This window comes from Marinospirillum alkalitolerans (genome assembly GCF_045055655.1).
Classification (GTDB): Bacteria; Pseudomonadota; Gammaproteobacteria; order Pseudomonadales; family Halomonadaceae; genus Marinospirillum; species Marinospirillum alkalitolerans.
In genome coordinates this window covers 122,103-140,166 of sequence record NZ_JBANFI010000003.1, presented here as the reverse complement: position 1 = coordinate 140,166, position 18,064 = coordinate 122,103, and the positions used below count along the sequence as shown (strand labels likewise).

Annotated in this window: 10 protein-coding genes; all 10 read right to left on the bottom strand. The window is 54.7% G+C overall.

The window, feature by feature from the left end:
• Nucleotides 1-24 precede the first annotated feature (24 nt).
• The 10 genes from recD to V6U78_RS05530 all read right to left on the bottom strand — a co-directional run bounded on the left by recD (nucleotide 25) and on the right by V6U78_RS05530 (nucleotide 18,029).
• On the bottom strand, nucleotides 25-2,010 hold the full coding sequence (gene recD / locus V6U78_RS05575) for an exodeoxyribonuclease V subunit alpha (RefSeq protein WP_405338271.1): 1,986 nt from the start codon (nucleotides 2,008-2,010) through the stop codon (nucleotides 25-27).
• A complete protein-coding gene (gene recB / locus V6U78_RS05570) occupies nucleotides 2,007-5,960 on the bottom strand; it encodes an exodeoxyribonuclease V subunit beta (protein WP_405338269.1) in 3,954 nt (1,317 codons plus the stop codon). Before recB ends, recD begins: the two co-directional genes overlap by 4 nt.
• Nucleotides 5,953-9,474: an exodeoxyribonuclease V subunit gamma gene (gene recC / locus V6U78_RS05565; RefSeq protein ID WP_405338267.1), complete on the bottom strand. Its 3,522-nt coding sequence runs from the start codon at nucleotides 9,472-9,474 to the stop codon at nucleotides 5,953-5,955. The genes recB and recC overlap by 8 nt, the downstream gene beginning before the upstream one ends.
• A 108-nt stretch (nucleotides 9,475-9,582) precedes the next feature.
• On the bottom strand, nucleotides 9,583-9,861 hold the full coding sequence (locus V6U78_RS05560) for a TIGR03643 family protein (RefSeq protein ID WP_405338265.1): 279 nt from the start codon (nucleotides 9,859-9,861) through the stop codon (nucleotides 9,583-9,585).
• Nucleotides 9,862-10,037: 176 nt separating this feature from the next.
• Entirely contained in the window at nucleotides 10,038-12,137 is a 2,100-nt protein-coding gene (locus tag V6U78_RS05555; protein ID WP_405338263.1) for a methyl-accepting chemotaxis protein, read from the bottom strand.
• 233 nt (nucleotides 12,138-12,370) lie between these two features.
• Nucleotides 12,371-13,729, bottom strand: coding sequence for a YjiH family protein (locus V6U78_RS05550; protein WP_405338261.1), 1,359 nt, complete (start codon nucleotides 13,727-13,729; stop codon nucleotides 12,371-12,373).
• 165 nt (nucleotides 13,730-13,894) lie between these two features.
• Complete coding sequence (trpE, locus tag V6U78_RS05545) at nucleotides 13,895-15,394, bottom strand: anthranilate synthase component I (protein ID WP_405338774.1); 1,500 nt, start codon at nucleotides 15,392-15,394, stop codon at nucleotides 13,895-13,897.
• A 5-nt stretch (nucleotides 15,395-15,399) separates the two neighbouring features.
• Nucleotides 15,400-16,146: a phosphoglycolate phosphatase gene (gene gph / locus V6U78_RS05540; protein ID WP_405338259.1), complete on the bottom strand. Its 747-nt coding sequence runs from the start codon at nucleotides 16,144-16,146 to the stop codon at nucleotides 15,400-15,402.
• On the bottom strand, nucleotides 16,143-16,847 hold the full coding sequence (gene rpe, locus V6U78_RS05535) for a ribulose-phosphate 3-epimerase (RefSeq protein WP_405338257.1): 705 nt from the start codon (nucleotides 16,845-16,847) through the stop codon (nucleotides 16,143-16,145). The genes gph and rpe overlap by 4 nt, the downstream gene beginning before the upstream one ends.
• Before the next feature lie 165 nt (nucleotides 16,848-17,012).
• Complete coding sequence (locus tag V6U78_RS05530; RefSeq protein ID WP_405338255.1) at nucleotides 17,013-18,029, bottom strand: DUF3530 family protein; 1,017 nt, start codon at nucleotides 18,027-18,029, stop codon at nucleotides 17,013-17,015.
• Nucleotides 18,030-18,064: the final 35 nt, after the last annotated feature.

Here is an 18,064-nt window from a genome sequence, read left to right as displayed (position 1 = left end):
TCTGCATTGTTCACTCTCTACCACCTATCCGCCAGTGCCAGTGGCTGTCATTAATCCGCTCGCGCGCTGTACCTGATTGCTGAGGGTGGATTGCAAGACCCGTTCCTCGCTGAAAACCAGCGTGAAGGCTTGACTGGAGCGGGTGATGCCTGTGTAGAGCAATTCCTTGGTCAGTACAGGGCTGGGCTGGTCGGGTAACACAAGTGCTGTGTGCGTGAATTCCGAGCCTTGAGATTTGTGCACTGTCATGGCAAAGACGGTTTCCACGCCCTGTAAACGACTAGGCAGGACCCAGCGAATCCCTCCCTGACCATCCGGAAAGGCAACGCGTAGCAAGCGACGCCCAGGATTTTTAGTGGCTTGCGGCCATTCTAGGCAGATGCCGATATCGCCATTCATCAGTTTTAGGCTGTAGTCATTGCGTGTGACCAGCACTGGACGGCCTGAATACCAGAGGTTGTCTGAACCCTCCAGTAAATCTTTGAGGGTGGCCGTGGCGAGCTCGTTCATCGCCTCCACGCCCCAAGGGCCACGTCGCACGGCGGTGAGCAATTGAAACTGACGATGTGCTGCAAAAACCTGCTGTGCCCAGACATCCAGCGCTTCGCGGTTGACTTCTCCATCCGCGTGGCTCGCTGGCTGCTCGTTTCTGATGACTTGTAGATAGGCTTTATAGCCCTGGCGGAGCAGTTTTTTCAGCGCATCCTGATCTGAATTCGCTGGTGGCCTAGAGCGGGTCAGCTGCATCAGCCGGAGATTGTGCTCACGAGTGAATGGGCTTTCATCTTGGCGTTGATAACGCTCAAAAATGGCTTTGATCTCTTTCACGCTGGCCTGACCTGAGTTCACCGCCTGTGCCAGCGCGCCAATGCCTGGATAGTCGTTAAAACGATAGCTGTGCTCAAGCAGGCTGGTGTATTGGTTGGCATCGGCTGAGCGACACAGATCTCCCAGCACTGATCCGGCTTCCACTGAGGCCAGCTGGTCTTTATCCCCAAGAAGAATCAGACGTGTCTGAGGTGTGAGTGCCAGCATCAGCTTGGCCAGCATCTCTACATCCACCATCGAGGCTTCATCGATAATCACCAGATCAGCCGGTAGGGGGTTGGCAGCATGATGACGAAAATGCCGTGTTCCGGCTTGGCTGCCAAGCAGGCGGTGCAAGGTGGTGACTTCGGTTGGGATATGGTCGCGGCAAGCCTGTAATGTTTCAGGCAGGGCGATCTTTTGCAAGCTGCCAGCCAGAGATTCACTCAAACGCGCCGCCGCCTTGCCGGTGGGCGCTGCCAGACGAATGCTCAGTGGTGGCAAACCGGCTTGCTGCTGTAAGCCTTGCAGTAGTGCCAGTAGTCGTACCACGGTGGTGGTTTTTCCTGTGCCTGGCCCACCCGTGATGATGGCAAAAGAGGATTGCGCCGCCTGTGCGCAAGCTTTTTTCTGGTAGTCAATGGCTGTGGGTGGCGCTTCAGGGAAGAGTGCATCCAGCAGGGGTGTGATCCTTGCTTCTGCAAGGGGGCGGGTATTTTGTAGTTGCTGATCCAGATAGGCCTGAATCTGACGCTCATAGAGCCAATAACGCCTGAGATAAAGCAGAGGTTGAGTTGCAGAGCCTGCTAGGACCAAGGGCGTCGAACCAGCACGCGGCGCGGGTTGATCACGCTCATCGCTGACAGCTTCACTGGCTAATAAGGCCTGCACCCAGCTTGTCAGGGTCCAGCCTTGCAACAGCTCAGCCAGTTCTTGTCCGGGATCTGTGCTTGTTGCTTGAAGCGGGAGAGGTTGGTCACGCTCATTCTTGGCAAGCTGTTGTTCTGGCTGCTCCAGCAGGGCTTGAAGATCCAAGCAGACATGCCCGCGCCCATTGGCTTCACTGACTAGGGCAGTGGCCAGCAACAAGGGAGCGCTTGCCTCGGGGCATTGTTCTTGAATAAAGCGCATCAAGGCCAGATCCAAAGGGCGCAGGGCACCGGCTTCAATCCAGTGAATCAGTCGCTCGTCCAGCTGGCTCATGCTTGTGCTCCTTGTTCTGCCTGGGGGTGATCTGTTTTTTTCAACATCGCATCCAGTTGTTCAATCAGTGCTTTGGGTGGTTTATCGCAAAATAGTCCCTGAGTTGGCTGGTGATCAGTCCCACGCAAGAACACATAGATCGCCCCGCCCACATGCTGGTCATAATCGTAATCAGGCAGGCGGGCTTTGAGCAGGCGATGCAGGGCCACCAGATAAAGCACATATTGCAAGTCATAACGGTGCGAGAGGATTGTGTTCAGCATGGCCTCTTGGGTGTAGGCTGCATCCTGAAATCCAAGGCGGTTGGATTTCCAGTCAATCACGAAGTAACGCCCCTGATGCTCAGCAACCAGATCAATAAAGCCTTTGAGCAAACCATTGAGCAGGTGGCTTTGAGCAGGCGGTCGCTCTAGTTGATGCAGTGTCTGGGCGCGCACAGCTTGATCCAGACTGCTGGTCTTGACCCAGTGACTTTCCAGCATAAACTCCATTTCGACCGAGATTTGCGTTGGCTTTAAGTCTTTTAAAGCCAAGTCAGGGATGTCTGATCCCAGTGCTTTGAGTGTCCAAGGCGTGTGTACAAAGTGGATCAACCACTGCCACAGGGGTTCAATAAACCTAGGCTGAATACGACGTCGGGTACAAAAAGCACCGAACTTTTCGCGGCTGGCAGTGTTGTCCTCGACCAGGGCGGCAAAGCCTTGGATGCTCTTGCCTGGTGTCTCTATGTACTGCTGCACCGCCGCCCACTCCAGCAGGCCATGCAAGAAGGTGCCCCAGGTGGCACCCGCCGGAAAATGGTGCAGGACGTTTTGAGCATTCAGCTGCCCCTGCTGGGCGTTCGTAGGATCTAAAAAAGCGGTGGTGTGCCCCTGCTCTTCCTGGTTGAGTTGATCCTCTTCATTGTGCTGCTCTTCTTTGGAGGTTGCTGAATCCTTGTCCTGCTGGATCTGAAGGTTTTCTTCGGGTGATCTGGCCGTGCTTGCCTGGGTTGCCATAGATTGAAATTGAATCGCTGAATAGCTGGCAATCCACCACTGATAGAGATGGGGCAGCTGAGGTGAGGGCCGCGCCTCTTCTAACTCTTCCTGCTGCTGGATAGACAGGGGGCGTGTTTGGGGCAGGGGGGCATTTTGCAGATGAAAGTGCGTTGATTGCTGGGCCAGTTCCTGCAGTTGTGCCTCATAGTCCTCGGTTGTTGCGACTGGCTGCCCGCCATTGAGCAGATAGCCCCAAGCTGAACGCTCGACCTGAGGTTTCTTGGCTGCACCCCCCTGTAAGGCGGCGACACCGAGCCAGAGCGCATGGCGTGCACGGGTGAGGGCAACATAGAGCAGACGCATGTCTTCACTGATACGCTCATCATTGGCTGTGTTCCAGGCCTTGGGGAAGCACTTCTGACCGGAAATTTCCTGATAGCGCCCTTCTTCTCGTAACCAAGGGACTTGTGGCGTATGACCATCGATTTCTTTCCAGCTGGCGATAAAAGGCAGCAGCACCAGTGGATATTCCAACCCCTTGGATTTATGGATGGTAATCACCTTGATGCGTTCGGCATCGCTTTCGAGGCGCAGCAGTTGTTGCTCATCGCCTGCTTCCAGGTGTTCGGCGAGATGACGGATCAGAGCCTGTTCCCCATCCAGTTCACGACTGGCTTGTTGTAGCCATTCGGCGAGATGCAGGATATTGGTCAGTTTGCGCTCACCTTCAGCGCTTTGGATCAGCCGAGCGGGTAAATCAAAAGCCTGCAGCAGTTGATAGCTCATCGCCAGAAGACCCTGGCGCTGCCAGATCCAATGCAGTTGCTGGAAGGTGTGCAGCTGTGCCTCCCAAGCGAGTTCATCCTCCTGCCAGACAGCCAGCTGCGCCAGTGGCAGGTTCAGTGTATTGGTGCCCAGTGCCGCCTTGACTCGCCCTTCGTCCAGAGGATTGGCGCAGGCATGCAACCAATGCAAAAAATCCTGGGCTTCTTGGCTAGAAAAAACGGATTCACGATCAGACAAATAAACGCTGGCGACCTGGCGCGCTTGTAGTGCTTTGCGGATGGCTTGAGCTTCAATACTGGTTCGGACCAGGATGGCGATATCCGCTGCTTGCAGAGCTTGGGTCACCTGCCCGTCTTTGCCAAAGCCAGCTTGACCTTGGGCTGCTGCTTCAAGCCATGTGACGATCTGGCTGGCGGTTGCTTCAGCCGCCAATTGTCGTTGGCGCTTGATGCTTAAGGGCTTGGGTCGGCCCTTGTCATCCTCTTCTTCGGGAGGAAAATACCAGAGATTGAGCGGATGTACGCCCTCTAAACCTGAGCCAGGTAGATAGAGGGTCTCCTCCCGTCCCTGGGCTTCAACGGGGGTAAAGGGAATGGGGTTGTGATCATCCTGCTGAAAGCGAAAAGCCGCACGCTCGTGATGCTCAGCGTATTGGAAGAGTGTATTGCAGGCCTCGACAACCCCCTGTGTTGAGCGAAAGTTCTTCTTCAGAGTGGAGTGGCGACCGGCAGTCGCGGCTCGTGCTTGCAAATAGGTATGAATATCCGCCCCACGAAAGCTATAAATCGCCTGCTTGGGATCGCCGATCATGAAGAGTCCTTGATCCTGTCGGTTCTGTGCGATGCCATAAATACGATCAAAAATGCGGTACTGGATTGGATCTGTGTCCTGAAATTCATCAATCATGGCCACCAAAAAGCGACTTCTCAGGCTTTCAGCGAGGCGTGCCGCCGCTTCAGGTGCGATGGCTGGATCGAGGGCGCGATCCAGTTCCAGTAAGAGATCATCAAAACCCATTTCTGCGCGCTGCTGCATGCGTTGTTGAAAGGTTTTTTCGACCCAAGATCGAGCATGCGCCAAGATGGCCGCCTTCAGGGGGAGATCAGGTTGCTCAACCTCAGGCTGCGCTGGGGTGGCACGTTCGAAGTATTCTTTGAGTCGTTTAAAGGCTTCGAGAGGCTTTTCCTGCTGCCAGTCTGCCCCTTTTTTAAATTTGAAAGCACCTGCGGCATAGTTTTTTAGTTTACTGGGTGCTTCTGCATTGCCTATGGCCCAGGCATAAATCTGATCCAGCAGCGCCTGATATTTTTCTGCTGTTGTGCTGTCGTGCTGTTGCCCATTCAGACTGGTGCGCAGCTCCAAAAGATGCGCTTTAATCTGAGCCCAATGCTCTGCCCAGTGGGCCTTGACTTGAGCCGCCAGAGCCAAGCGCTCTTCTTCGGCTTGCTGGAAGGCAAGATCCGCTGCGGCCTTGGCTGTTTGATAGTGATGCGCTCCGGCAAGGTGCGCTCGCAGGTCGTCTACCTTGAGTGGCTCGCCTTGGAAACTCGGCCCTAGACTGCCCATACTCAGCAATCCCTTTAAGGCGCTGTGCAGCTCTTCTGGGGATGCAAAGGCTTCTTGAATCAGCGTGGCTGCCTGAGCCGCATCTAAAGCATAAAAGTGGCAGCGCCAGTAGTCTCTGACGACCTCGGCCAGCAGATCATGGATATCCGTGACCAGCTGGCGGTTAAACAGCCCACGGGTATCAAAAGCCTGCTCAACCAAAACACGGTGACACCAGCTATGGATGGTCGAAATGCGGGCTTCATCCATGCTTTGTGCCGCCACTTGAAGCTGCCAGGCGCAGTGGTTCCATTGCTCCTTTGGATAGTCTCGGCGCAGCTGCTCCAGCGGGTCCTGCTCTGATTTGTCAGCCTCGGCTTGTAAAAAGTAATCTGCGGCTTCAACCAGACGACAACGTATCCGATCACGCAGTTCTTCGGCGGCTGCATCGGTGAAGGTCAATACCAGAATATCTCTGGGAGTCAGTGGCTGATGAAACGCAGTCTCTTGAGTGCCATGACCCAACACCAAGCGCACATACAGCAAGGCCAGAGTGAAGGTTTTGCCCGTACCTGCACTGGCTTCGATCAAACGGCTGCCCTTTAAGGGAAAGCTCAGCGGGTTGAGTTGTTCAGTCATGGGTAGCGGCCTCCTGCTGACTTGAGTGGAAGACATGGATCAGTGGTTGGTAGAGGCGTTCAGCCAATGTATAAAAGGCCTCTTCTTGCTGGAGGGCGTCATAATCTGGCCAGAAGCGCACAAAGGCTGGGTGTTCACTGATTTCTCCCCGACGTCGATAACCTGATTCATAGACGGTGGCCGGTTGCGTGCTGGCCTCTAGCGCAGCAAAAGCGGTTTGGCAAGGGAGCGGCAGGAGTTGTGTCATGCCTTGTTGGAGTGCCAGCAGCTGTTCTTTGAGCCAAGCTTGGGCCTTGAGGGCCGGAACGGGTGCCAGCGTGAGATCTGTGTCGGGTCCTAAAATGCGGGTGCGGGTCGGGGCTTGGAGTTGTGCGAACAGATGGGCAGGCCACTGGCGAATCAGCTGATGCCACTTGCAGCTCTTGCCTTGGTGAAGGCGGCTGGCCTGGATCAGCAAGCGCAGATGTTCACCCTGTTCGTTGATGCGCAAATCCGTTAATTGATCTTCCAGTAGAAGGGTATCACTGGCTTGCAGGCGGCCATGCATCCCAGCAGCAGGTCGGGTTGTTCTCAGAAGCTCGGCGTAGCTTTTTAAAGGTGGCGCTAGCTCTTGGTGGAGCTGTTCACCTTGCAAAACTCCAAAGGGAGGAAAAGCCAGACGACCTCGTGCCTGCAAGCGCTGGCAGGCGTGTTCTAAGCGTGAGTCCAGATCCGCGTGAGGCTGGCTGATCAGGTCGTGTATCACTTGTTGAATGACCTCATCCTTCACCGACCAGTCATCCAGACCTGTCAGCGCAAAGGCTTCGTCATCCTGAAGCACTTCTTGCTGATGAGACCAGTGAACCCCAAGGCGCTGACTGTAAAAGGTTTTGACCGGATGTCGCAAAAAGGCAGCCAGTTGCTGCAGCGTGATCGGTGCTTCTGGCTGCCATAGGGTGAGTGGCGGCTCAGCCAGGGTGGATTCAGTGGACTGATAAAGCTGGCGCCATTCATGGGCATAGGTAAACAAGCGTGGATCTCGATCCGGCTTAAAGTAATCACGGCTAAAGGGCTGCAATGGATGTTCGCTGGTGAGTGCGTTGAGCAGCGCCGCCCCTGCCGAGCGGGTGTTTTGAGGGTCGTGGCCTGCAAGCCGCCAACCAGCGGCCAGATGATCGCGCAGCTGGCCGACCAGCACAGAAGGTGGACGTAGACTATTGTCACGAATGTTGCGCCCCACCCAGCTGATGACCAGTTTTTCGCGTGCTGAAAGCAGGGCCTCCAGAAAAAGATAATGATCATCTTCACGGCGTGATCGATCACCCGGTCGGTAATCTTGAGCCATCAGATCAAAATCGGCCGAGTGCACGCTGCGCGGATAATCGCCGTCATTCATCCCCAGTAGCCAAATCTGCTGGAAGGGAATCGCCCGCATCGGCATCAGCGTGGCAAAGTTAATCGCGCCACCGAGGAATTTCTGGGTCAAGGTTGGCTGATCCAGAGCACTGAGCAGGGCTTCGCGCACCACCTCAAGAGGGAGGCAGGTTTTCACCAGACTGCCTTCTTGCCAATGCGTGTCTAGGGCATCGAGTTGCTTATCCAGATTGGTGAAAGCCCAGGCATCGGCGCTGCTGGTGTCTACAAAAAAGGTCTGGATCAGCTGATTGAGCTGGTCAATCCATTGTTTGGGCGTGTGGCGCTTTTTTAACATCTCGCGGGTGCTATGCAGGTCTCTGAGCAGCTGATCTAAAGGCCCCAGTAGCGCGGCCTCTAATCCGGCGACTTCATCGTGGGGCTCAATCCCCATCCAGGCCTCACTGTCACCGGCAGCAAAGCCCAGCAGCAAACGGCGTAGGCCAAATAACCAGGTATTTTGTTCGTTGGCAGGCAAATCCAGGTCAGCGCGCTGCTGTGCATTCAGCCCCCAGCGAATATTGGCCCCTTGAATCCACTCTTTTAAACGGGGCAGATCGGTTTCTGCCAGATCATAGCGCGCGCGCAGTGCAGGGGTATCCAGTAGATCCAACAGCTCACTCACAGTCAAGCGCGCACTGGGCAGGTGGAGGATTTTTTCCAGTGCAATCAATAGAGTGTTCTGGCCGCGCTGTCCTTGGTCGGCAATATGAAAGGGCAGAAAACGCGGATCGCACTGATCTCCCTGTGCGGCATAGCGACCAAACACCGCTTGAATATGAGGGGCATAAACATGGATATCTGGCACCATGACCAACACCTCGCGCAGAGGCAGGTTGGGGTTGTGCTCAAACTCAGCCAGCAGTTGATCATGCAGGATTTCTACCTCGCGCTGGGGCGAATGGGCGATCAAAAACTGCAAGCTGGTATCTGTCTGTGGATCGATATGGCTTGGCTGAGCTTGGCGCTCTTGCAAAGAACGCAGGTTGAGAAGGTCTGACTGGAGCTGCGTTAGCAGGCAGTTTTTCTCTTCTAAAGGGTCGCGGTAGAGATCAATGTTCTTCTGCACGGCTTTCCAGACCCGCTCTTGATAGCGGGTGGGCTCATCCTGTTCATCGAGTAGGTGCAAGTAATCCCGCCCTTGTTTGCCCCAGGCCGCCAGTAGAGGGTGACCCGCAAGATGCAGGTCTTCTGGATTGAGGCTGGCATCGATTTTGCGATCCTGAATGCGTCGGTATTCGCGGCGCAGCAACGCCTTGCCTTCGACCAGATCACCCCAATAGTGCTGGCAGGGGTTGTGGGCAAAGATCATCAATTGGGTGAAGGGCGAGATGGCCTGCAATAGCTCCAGAGTTTGGCGAGGTAGAGAAGAAATCCCAAACACCAGCACCCGACGAGGGAGACCTTCGGGCCGCTGATCCGGAGTGTAGTGAGCGCACTGTTCAATCACGGCTTGGTGAATGCTGGCGCGACTGGTGCGTGCCCATTTGCCCGTCCCCAAGCGCGGATCGGCCTCGATATCTGCACACAAATAGCGCCAAATCAGAGGCTGCCAAGCATCAGCTGGGGCTAATTCCTTTTTGCTGCCATCTGGTTTGATGATCCAGTCGGGTTGGTGTTCATCCTTATTGGCTTCCCAGGCTTCAAGCCAGTCTGCTCGATAGACCTGATACTGGTCATACAGATCAGCCAGATTCGCCGCCAGCTGGTGCAAACGCCGTGGGTCGTCATCTTGACTCAGAAAACCTTGCAGCGGCTTGAGTTTTTCAGCGTCGGCTTGCAGTGTGCCGAGCAGGCGATACAAACGCCAGGTGAGAGGGGCCTTATCAAAGGGCGAGATCTCTGGCAGTTCAGCAAAAATACTGCGATAGGCTTGCCATAAAAAACGTCCTGGCAGCCCTACCTGCATGGCGGCAGCGATACCACAGCCTCCTTGGTCGCGTGCCAGTGCCATTTTGAGCCATTGAGCGATACCGTTGCTCTGCACTAGAAAAGTTTCATTTTCCAGTGGATTGAGCGGATGCTTTTGAATCCATTGGGTGAGCAGATCACGTTGATCTTCAAGGCGGTTGCCCTGAAGAATCATCAGGCCAGGTTCAAGAGGGTGCAGAGAGGCAGGCATGGGGCGTCCTTGTGTTCACCAGTGGATAGGTGGAGATCGAGCGCGCTGAAATCGAGGTATCTGGCGACCTAAAGGCAGCCGAGGCAGCGTCTTTTCATCAGAGGTTTCTTAACTCGAACGGGGTTTATATTGTGTTGGGCAGTAGGCACGCAGCATACCGGGTTCGCGCTTGTGCAGGTGCTTGGTGACGCGTCCACTCACTCTTTTGCGCCACAGCTTAAAGCTGCTCGAGGTGAGCTGTTGACGCATCAGCTTTTTGACCTGAGCCTCGTTGAGAGCAAACTGGGCTTCGATGGCTTCAAAAGGAGTCCGGTCCTCCCAGGCCATCTCAATAATACGCGAAAGGTCTTCAGGTTGAAGCAGGGTCAGGGGGTGTGGTTGAGACATCAAGGACTCCCAAAATAGTACAAGCAAAGAGTGCAAGCAATAAGAGAGTCGATTGTAAACAACAAGCATCAACAACAACAGCGCCTTGAAACTGGCGCTGAGTGTGCGTTGAAAAAGAGAGAGGTCAGCAGAGCCGACTGTGCGCTTGGGGCACAGCCGACTCAGTGGCATGAGGTTTAGAAGCGGAAGCGGCCGAGTTCGGTTTCAAGGCGTTTGACCAGTTGCAGCAGGTTCTGGCTTTCCTGGTTGGCATCCATCGCGCCTTCGGCCACCAGATTGCTTTCATCACTGATGGTAATGATGCTGCGGGTGATGTCTTCAGTCACGGCGCGCTGTTCTTCAACAACACTGGCCATTTGGGTGGTCATGTTATCGATTTCCGTGATTGAACTGACCACCTGTACGAGGTTGGCTGAGGCTTCATCGGCTAAGGCCAAGCAGGTGTTGGATTGCTCGTTCCCCTCTTGCATGGCCTTCAACGCGCTGGCGCTACGGCGTTGGAGTTGATCAATCAAGTCCTGAATCTCTTGCGTTGATTGCTGAGTTTTTGAGGCCAGACTGCGCACTTCATCCGCGACCACAGCAAAACCGCGTCCTGCTTCTCCAGCACGGGCGGCCTCAATCGCCGCATTCAGCGCGAGCAGGTTGGTCTGCTCGGAAATCCCGCGAATCACTTCAACGATCTGGATGATATTGTCGCTATCCTGCGCCAGTTCGCTCATCAGCTGACTGGTTCGCCCAAGCTGCTCGGCGAGGGTGCGAATGGCTGTGGCACTTTGCTCAACATTTCGTGCACCGTTTTCAACGCCATCTGTGGCCTGATTGGAAGCGCTGGCTGTTGTGGCGGCGATTTCTGCCACCTCGCCCGCCGAGGCGGCCATTTGGTTAATGGCCGTGGCCACCTGATCCATCTCGGCGCGCTGCTTTTCTATCCCCTGAGAGCTGTTTTCTGAAATCTCGGCTGCGCGCACGGCTGAGCTTTCAACCTGCTTCATCTCTGAGGCAATATCACGCACGATGGAGTGGGTTTTGGCGATAAAAGCATCAATTCCTTCGGCCAGCTCGCCGACTTCATCCTGGCGCTTCATGTTCAGGCGTTGGGTTAAATCGCCATCTTGTGAGGCCAGTTGGTGAATCATCTGTGCGGCTTGACTGATCGGCGCGGCAATGCCGCGTGCAATGATGGTCAGCAGCAGCATACCCAAGCCAACAATACTGAGGCCAAGAACAAACTGGGCAATTAAACCCGCTTGGAAGGCCGAACTCATGTTTTCTTGCGTGGCCTGCGCACCAGCAAGCACCAGATCACGATCAATACTGACTAGAATAAACCAGGGGTTGGCGACATTCGGCAGCTGAATGGGGCTGATCACCACAAACTGACCGCCTTCGCTAAGGGTGATCGACTCACCGCTGCGCGCAACCTGCTGCAGACGATCTCGTAAGGGGTGGGTGAACTCAGCGCCCAATTCTAAGGCGCCAGTGGAATCCGCGCCGACCTTGCCTTGTGTCGTCAGCAGGAGAATCCGCCCTTGACCATTGTATAGATTGCGGCTGGCTTGTTCAGCGATGTTGCTGAGAAAGGTCAGCTCCAGATCGGCGCCGACCATACCGACAAGACGACCATCGATAATCAAGGGTTGAGTGATCGAGGTACCCAGTACCGTACGCCCAGCCGCTTCCCAGGTATAGGGTTCGGTTAAGCAGGTTTGGCGTGTTTCAATCGGGCAGGTGTACCAATAGTCGCGTGTTGGGTTTAAGTCCTCACCGGTCACAAAGCGGGTAATATTGAGCGAACGAATGCCCAGCGTATTATCTGGATTGCGAAACCAAAAGGGTGAGAAGCGGCCGCTTTCATGGGAGTGCGCAGCTGGGTTGGCACGGTAAAAGGCATCTTGACCATCGACCGCGTTTTCAAGCCAAGCGGTATATAAGCCTGCCATACCTGGGTAATGGCTCAGCAGTGAGCGAATATATTCACTGTACTGGGCGCGCGAGACCAGTTGATTGTCTTGGCTGGAAAAGCTTTGAATCGTCTCATTCAGTCCACGGACCACAAACAGGGTTTCATTGAACTCGCTGAGCGCGCGTTGGGCTTGAGCTTGGGCCAGCGCTTGGAGTTGCTGCATGGCGGCGCTTTCAAGCTCATGGCTGACTTGAGCCAGGGTTTGTCTTTCTAAGCGATGGTTCTGTACCGCCGTCACGGTGAGCAGGACCAAAATGGCACTGAACAAACACGCACCTGTGGCTAAAGCGATTTTATTTCTGATCTTCATGCGCTTTCCTCATAGTTGACCCCGAGTACACCCTCTCAATGTAGCTCCTCTGTTGCAAAGAGTAAATAAATTGTTTTTTTATGCTGCTTCCGCTGCAGTCTTGAGTGAGATGCTGGTTGATATAAGGTCGGCTGATAACAAGGTTTTTGAAGAGGCAAGCAGCAGAAATAAAAAAGCCCGCTCAGTCGATCGCTGGCGGGCAGAGGTTAAAGCAGAGATGAAACTTAAAACACTTAGAAAATCAGGTGCGCGATGCCAGCAATAATCGGCAGGGTGATTAAGGTGCGCAGAATAAAGATCACAAACAATTCCACGATATTGACTGGAATACGGCTACCCAGCAGCAGTGCACCGACTTCTGACATATAGATCAGCTGCGTGACCGAGACTGCAGCGATGATAAAGCGCGTCATATCACTTTCGATGGAGCTGGCCAAAATCGCGGGAATAAACATATCGGCAAAGCCAACCACCAGTGTTTGTGATGCGGCGGCGGCTTCAGGGATGGCCAGCAGCTCAAGTAGAGGGATAAAAGGCTGCCCCAGCAGACTGAACAAGCTGGTGTATTCGGCCAGAATCAGGGCGATAGTCCCGAGGCCCATCACCACCGGCAACACGCCAAAAACCATATCGACTGCATTGCGTACGCCATCTTTGAAGACAGAACCAACGGAGTGGACTTGAGCCGCCCTTTGGCGTGCAAGATGCAGGCTCCAGGTCCAGGTGTTATAGCCAGCTGGCAACACCTGAGCGTCTGGGTGGGGAGCGCTGCCATCAATATAGAGGTCTTTTTTCCAGCGTAAAGGGGGCAAGCGCGGGATGATCATGGCCGCAGCAAAACCGGACAGACAAATCGCGGCATAAAAAGGCAGGAAGAGATATTCGAGCTTCACCTGTGCCAGCACCACAAGACTGAAGGTGATCGAAACCGCAGAAAAGGTGGTGCCGACGACCACGGCCTCACGCTGGGTGTAAAAACCCTGCTCATACTGCTTGCTGGTCATCAAGATGCCCACACTGCCATCCCCGAGCCAAGAGGCCATGCAGTCAATCGCACCGCGTCCAGGCAGGTTAAATAGCGGGCGCATCACCTTACTGAGCAGGCCACCAAAAAATTCGAGCAGACCAAAGTTCAGCAGCAAGGGTAGCAGCAGACCCGCAAAGATAAACACCGAGAAGAGAGTCGGGAGTAGATCGTTGAGCACCAGGCCGCCAGTATCGTCATGCCAGATGGCCTCTGGACCAAACTGGAAGTAGGTCATCACCACGGCAGCACCGCCAAGCAGACGGATGCTGAGCCAGAACCAGGAGGGGTTGAGCAGGTTATGGATAAAAGGAAAGCGTTGCAGGCCTTGTGGCTGAAGTAGTTTAACAGCCAGCGACAGGATAGACATCAAGGCAATAATCAGTGTCACCACACCGATCAGATAATCACTCATCAAGGCCTTGAGGCCCTTGGCCAGCAGCGCAACCGGGATGGTGATGCTGTCTTCGTAACGAATCGGCACCATAAACAAAAAGAGGCCGATCAAGGAAGGGACAAGGAACATCCAGAGACGACTGGATGGTGGCGTTGGGGCAGTTTCTTGCATTGTTTTCTCGTATCGTCAGTGAAAAAAGCGTTTAAAAAAAGAAAATCGCTCAAAAAGCGTCTTTTTTGAGCGAATCAGTGGTCATGCCAATAAGGATGAAGAAGCCTGATCCATACGACGAGCGCGGGTCGATTTCAATCGAGAGCAAGTCGTGAAGCTGGTTTCTTAATCGCGTCCTAGGTTATCCAATCCCTGTTCAGCCATCGCAACGGCGCGCAACACGGCGCGGCCTTTGTTCAGTGTTTCTTCCCACTCCAGTTGTGGCACTGAATCCGCCACCACGCCGGCACCAGCCTGAATATGGACCTGCTGGTCTTTGATGACAGCGGTGCGGATGGCAATCGCGGTATCCATCGTGCCATGCCAGCCAAGATAGCCCACGGCACCGCCATAGACGCCGCGTTTGACTGGCTCCAGCTCATCGAGGATTTCAAGTGCGCGAATTTTGGGTGCGCCTGATAGAGTGCCAGCCGGGAAGGTCGCACGCAGCACATCCATTGCTGTGAGTTTAGGTTTTAGCTGCCCGACTACATTGGAGACGATGTGCATCACATGGGAGTAGTGTTCTACGGTCATTGAATCAGTGACTTCGACACTGCCGGTTTGAGCAATGCGCCCAACATCATTGCGGCCCAGATCAATCAGCATCAGGTGTTCTGCACGCTCTTTAGGGTCGGCGAGCAGTTCTTCTTCTAGCGCCTGATCTTCTTCGGCTGTACGGCCCCGCTTGCGCGTGCCAGCAATCGGGCGCACAGTGACTTGATTGTCTTCTAAGCGCGCTAAAATCTCAGGCGAGGAGCCCACTATCTGGAAGTGATCCAGATGCAGATGGAACATATAGGGCGATGGATTTAAGCAGCGCAACGCGCGGTAAAGATCCAGTGAAGCCGCTTGATAGGGATGGCTCATGCGCTGCGATAGGACACACTGCATGATATCGCCAGCCAGAATATAGTCCTTGATCTGCGCCACGGCCTGCAGGAAATCGGCTTCTGAAAGACCTGACTGAAAATCATCTTCTGCAATGGCTGGACGTCCTGTGCCTGGGCTGGTGGTGGTCAGGGTAGCCGTGCGGAGTTGGATTTCTAAAGACTCCAGTCTTTCCAATCCACGTTCATAGGCTTCTGACTGGGCTGGATCAACATGGGTGATAAACAGCAGCTTGCCAGAAAGATTATCAAAGACCACCAGCTCTTCTGAAATCATCAGCAGGATATCCGGCACTTGGAGCGGGTCCTGTTGCTCACGGCCTGATTGGGCTAAACGTGGCTCGATATAGCGGATGGTTTCATGCCCAAAGTAGCCCACCAGTCCGCCGCTAAAGCGCGGGAGTGCCGCGATGGGCGCGACCTTGAACTGCTGCTGAAAAGCTTCGATCTCAGCCAGTGGGTCCTTGACCTGCTCATTGCGCAAACAAGCACCGTCACGCCAATGCTGGATGTGATGCCCCCATACCTCGATCCGCTCGTGACTGGGTAGACCGATAATCGAATAGCGTCCCCACTTTTCTCCACCTTGGACGGATTCCAGCAGATAGCTATAAGGCTGCTGCGCGAGCTTCATATAGGCGGAAAGCGGCGTGTCTAAATCAGCCAGAATTTCGCGTGTCAGTGGAATGCGGTTGTAGCCTTGTGCAGCGAGCTGAGCAAAGGTATCAGGCGTCATCATGTTTATCCTATTCGATCAACAGCAGATTCGATCAACAGCAGATCGTTGAGAGAGCCCAGCATGGCATCAGGTTGGCTGAGGCTTAAATCTTCGCCATGATTATATCCGGCAGGCAGGCCAAGGCTGATAAAGCCAGCGGCGCGTGCAGCGTGGATATCATGACGTGAGTCACCGATCATCACACTGGTGTGGGGCGAGCAGCCCAAATGGTGCGCAGCATACAGCAGCGGGGCAGGGTCAGGTTTGCGTTGCAACAAGCTATCGCCACCCAGCAGCAGATCAAACTGGGTGTCCAGCTCAAATAAAGCCAGCAATGTGGGCAAATAGGCGCTGGGCTTGTTGGTAATCAGCGCCAGTTTTTTGCCACACTTTTTGAGATGCTGCACACTGGCCAGCGCACCAGGCAAGAGCTGGGTCGTGTGTCCGTTTACCTGTTGGTAGTGGTGCAAAAAGGCCTGATGGAGGCGCTGCACTTCATCCGCCTCTAAAGGCAGACTTGCGGCGTGGTCAGACCCATCTAAGGATTGATAGTGTGCTTGTACACACTGATGCGCCAAGCGCAGGCTGCCTTGGCCGACCCAATGTCTGACTTGGTCTTGGCTGACCTGTGGCCAGCCCAGATCCTTCAATCCTCGGTTCAGTGCCAGCGCCAAGTCTCCGACTGAATCCACCAAGGTGCCATCCAGATCAAAGGCAAAGAGCTCGGCTTGTTGCAGGCGCGTTAACAGCGCTGCACTGAGGCTGTTCATCTTTGAACCTGCGCCAGTTCTTGGCGTAGGGCGGCAATAATCGAATCATAGCGATGGGGATCGCTTGCTTGAGCGGCACCAAAGATCGCCGAGCCAGCAACAAAGCTATCCGCGCCTGCCGCAGCGACCTGGGCAATATTACCCAGACCAATGCCGCCATCCACTTCAAGACGCAGCGCGTGGCCTGAGGCATCAATCATCGCTCGGGCTTGCTCAATTTTTTTCAAGGTGTGCGGAATAAACTTCTGGCCACCAAAACCTGGGTTGACGCTCATTAAGAGCACCATATCCATCTTGTCCATCACATGTTCCATCAACTGCAAGGGCGTGGCGGGATTAAAGACCAGCCCCGCTTGGCAGCCGCCATCACGGATCATTTGCAAGCTGCGATCGATATGCTCTGAGGCTTCAGGATGGAAGGTAATGCTGGTGGCACCGGCTTCAATAAAGGCGGCAATCATCGCATCAACCGGCTTGACCATCAGATGCACATCAATCGGCGCGGTGACGCCATGATCACGCAGAGCACGACACACCATCGGGCCGATCGTCAGGTTAGGCACATAGTGGTTATCCATCACATCAAAATGCACCCAGTCTGCACCTGCCGCGAGAATATGATCCACCTCCTGACCGAGCGAGGCGAAGTTGGCAGAAAGAATAGAAGGTGCAATCACAAAGGGGTGTAAAGATGAAGGCATAACAGAATCCGTTGATGATAAAGAGCGCCATCTTAACAAAACTTCACGCCTAAGACAGCCTCAGCAAGTGATCGATCACAGCTTCACTTCTCAGGCCGCCTTCAAGATGGTTTCTGCTCTATTTTTTACAAACGCGCTTCAGTGATGTGTCGCGAGTCTCTGGGCTTAGAGGCTACGTAGCCAGCCTTCGACACGCTGGGCAATCCAATGGTCGGTGGTTTCCGCGCGGCGGCCAAATTCAAAGTGAATCGGCAGTTGTGTGGCGCGCGCATAGCCCAGACGGCGATAGATGGCCTGGCGCTCTGCAGCCCAAGCCTGTTGCTCAGCATGGCGCGGATCATAAAGATCAAGCAGCGGGGTGCGCGTCAGGCCCGCCAGTGTTTGACGGAGACTGGCAGCATCGGCCCCAGCGGGAACCTCAACTTGTAACAGAATCAAGGCCGCATTGCGTGGCAGACCGCCAGATTCGAGCCAAGGCTGGAGCCAAAAAACACTCTGGCCCTGCAAGACCAGCACTGTGCGTCCTCGTGTGCCGGATTCACTCAGCACAGCCCGGAGGCGCGCTTCGACTTGCTCGCGTTGTTGTGCCAGTTGTGCTGAAGGGTCTGGGCGTTCGGCTGGGGGGCGAGTGCTTTCTTCTTCAACTGGCGCAAAAGGATCGTTATTCGCCTGCTCTGTTTCTGTGCTGGTCTCGGTGACGAGTTGATCCAAACGCATCAGCAGGGGGCCAGGGGGGAGCGTGCGTTCGGGCAGGCTGGAGGCCTGATAGAGGGGCAGGCTCAGTGCATAGCTATGCCAGCCATATTCAGGGAGCTGGCGTCGCAGTGGGGCAATGCCGCGTGGCCAGTCTGGGTGATAGCCATCGGCAGGCAGCAAAATCACCTGGCCTTTGGGCTGATCTGAAAGGGCTTCGATATGCAGGGTCAGAAAGCGTGCTGGAGTATCGCTGTCGCTTGGCAGAGGTAGCTCCAATAGATCTGTGCCGCGTAGCTCTTGGCGCAGGGCTTGTAAGAGCTGTTGATACTCATCCAAGTGTTGGCGCTCTCTAGGGGGTTCTGCGCTGTCCTCTTCATCAGCACCAAAAAGGGGGTTGGCCCAGCTGGGGCTAGTCAATAGCAGGCTCAGCAGCACAGCCAGTGTTCTGGCGAGAGGTCGAAAAAAAGAGGGCAATAAATGCGGCACGTCAGTGACTCCCTGTAGAGCATCAAGCATTCAAT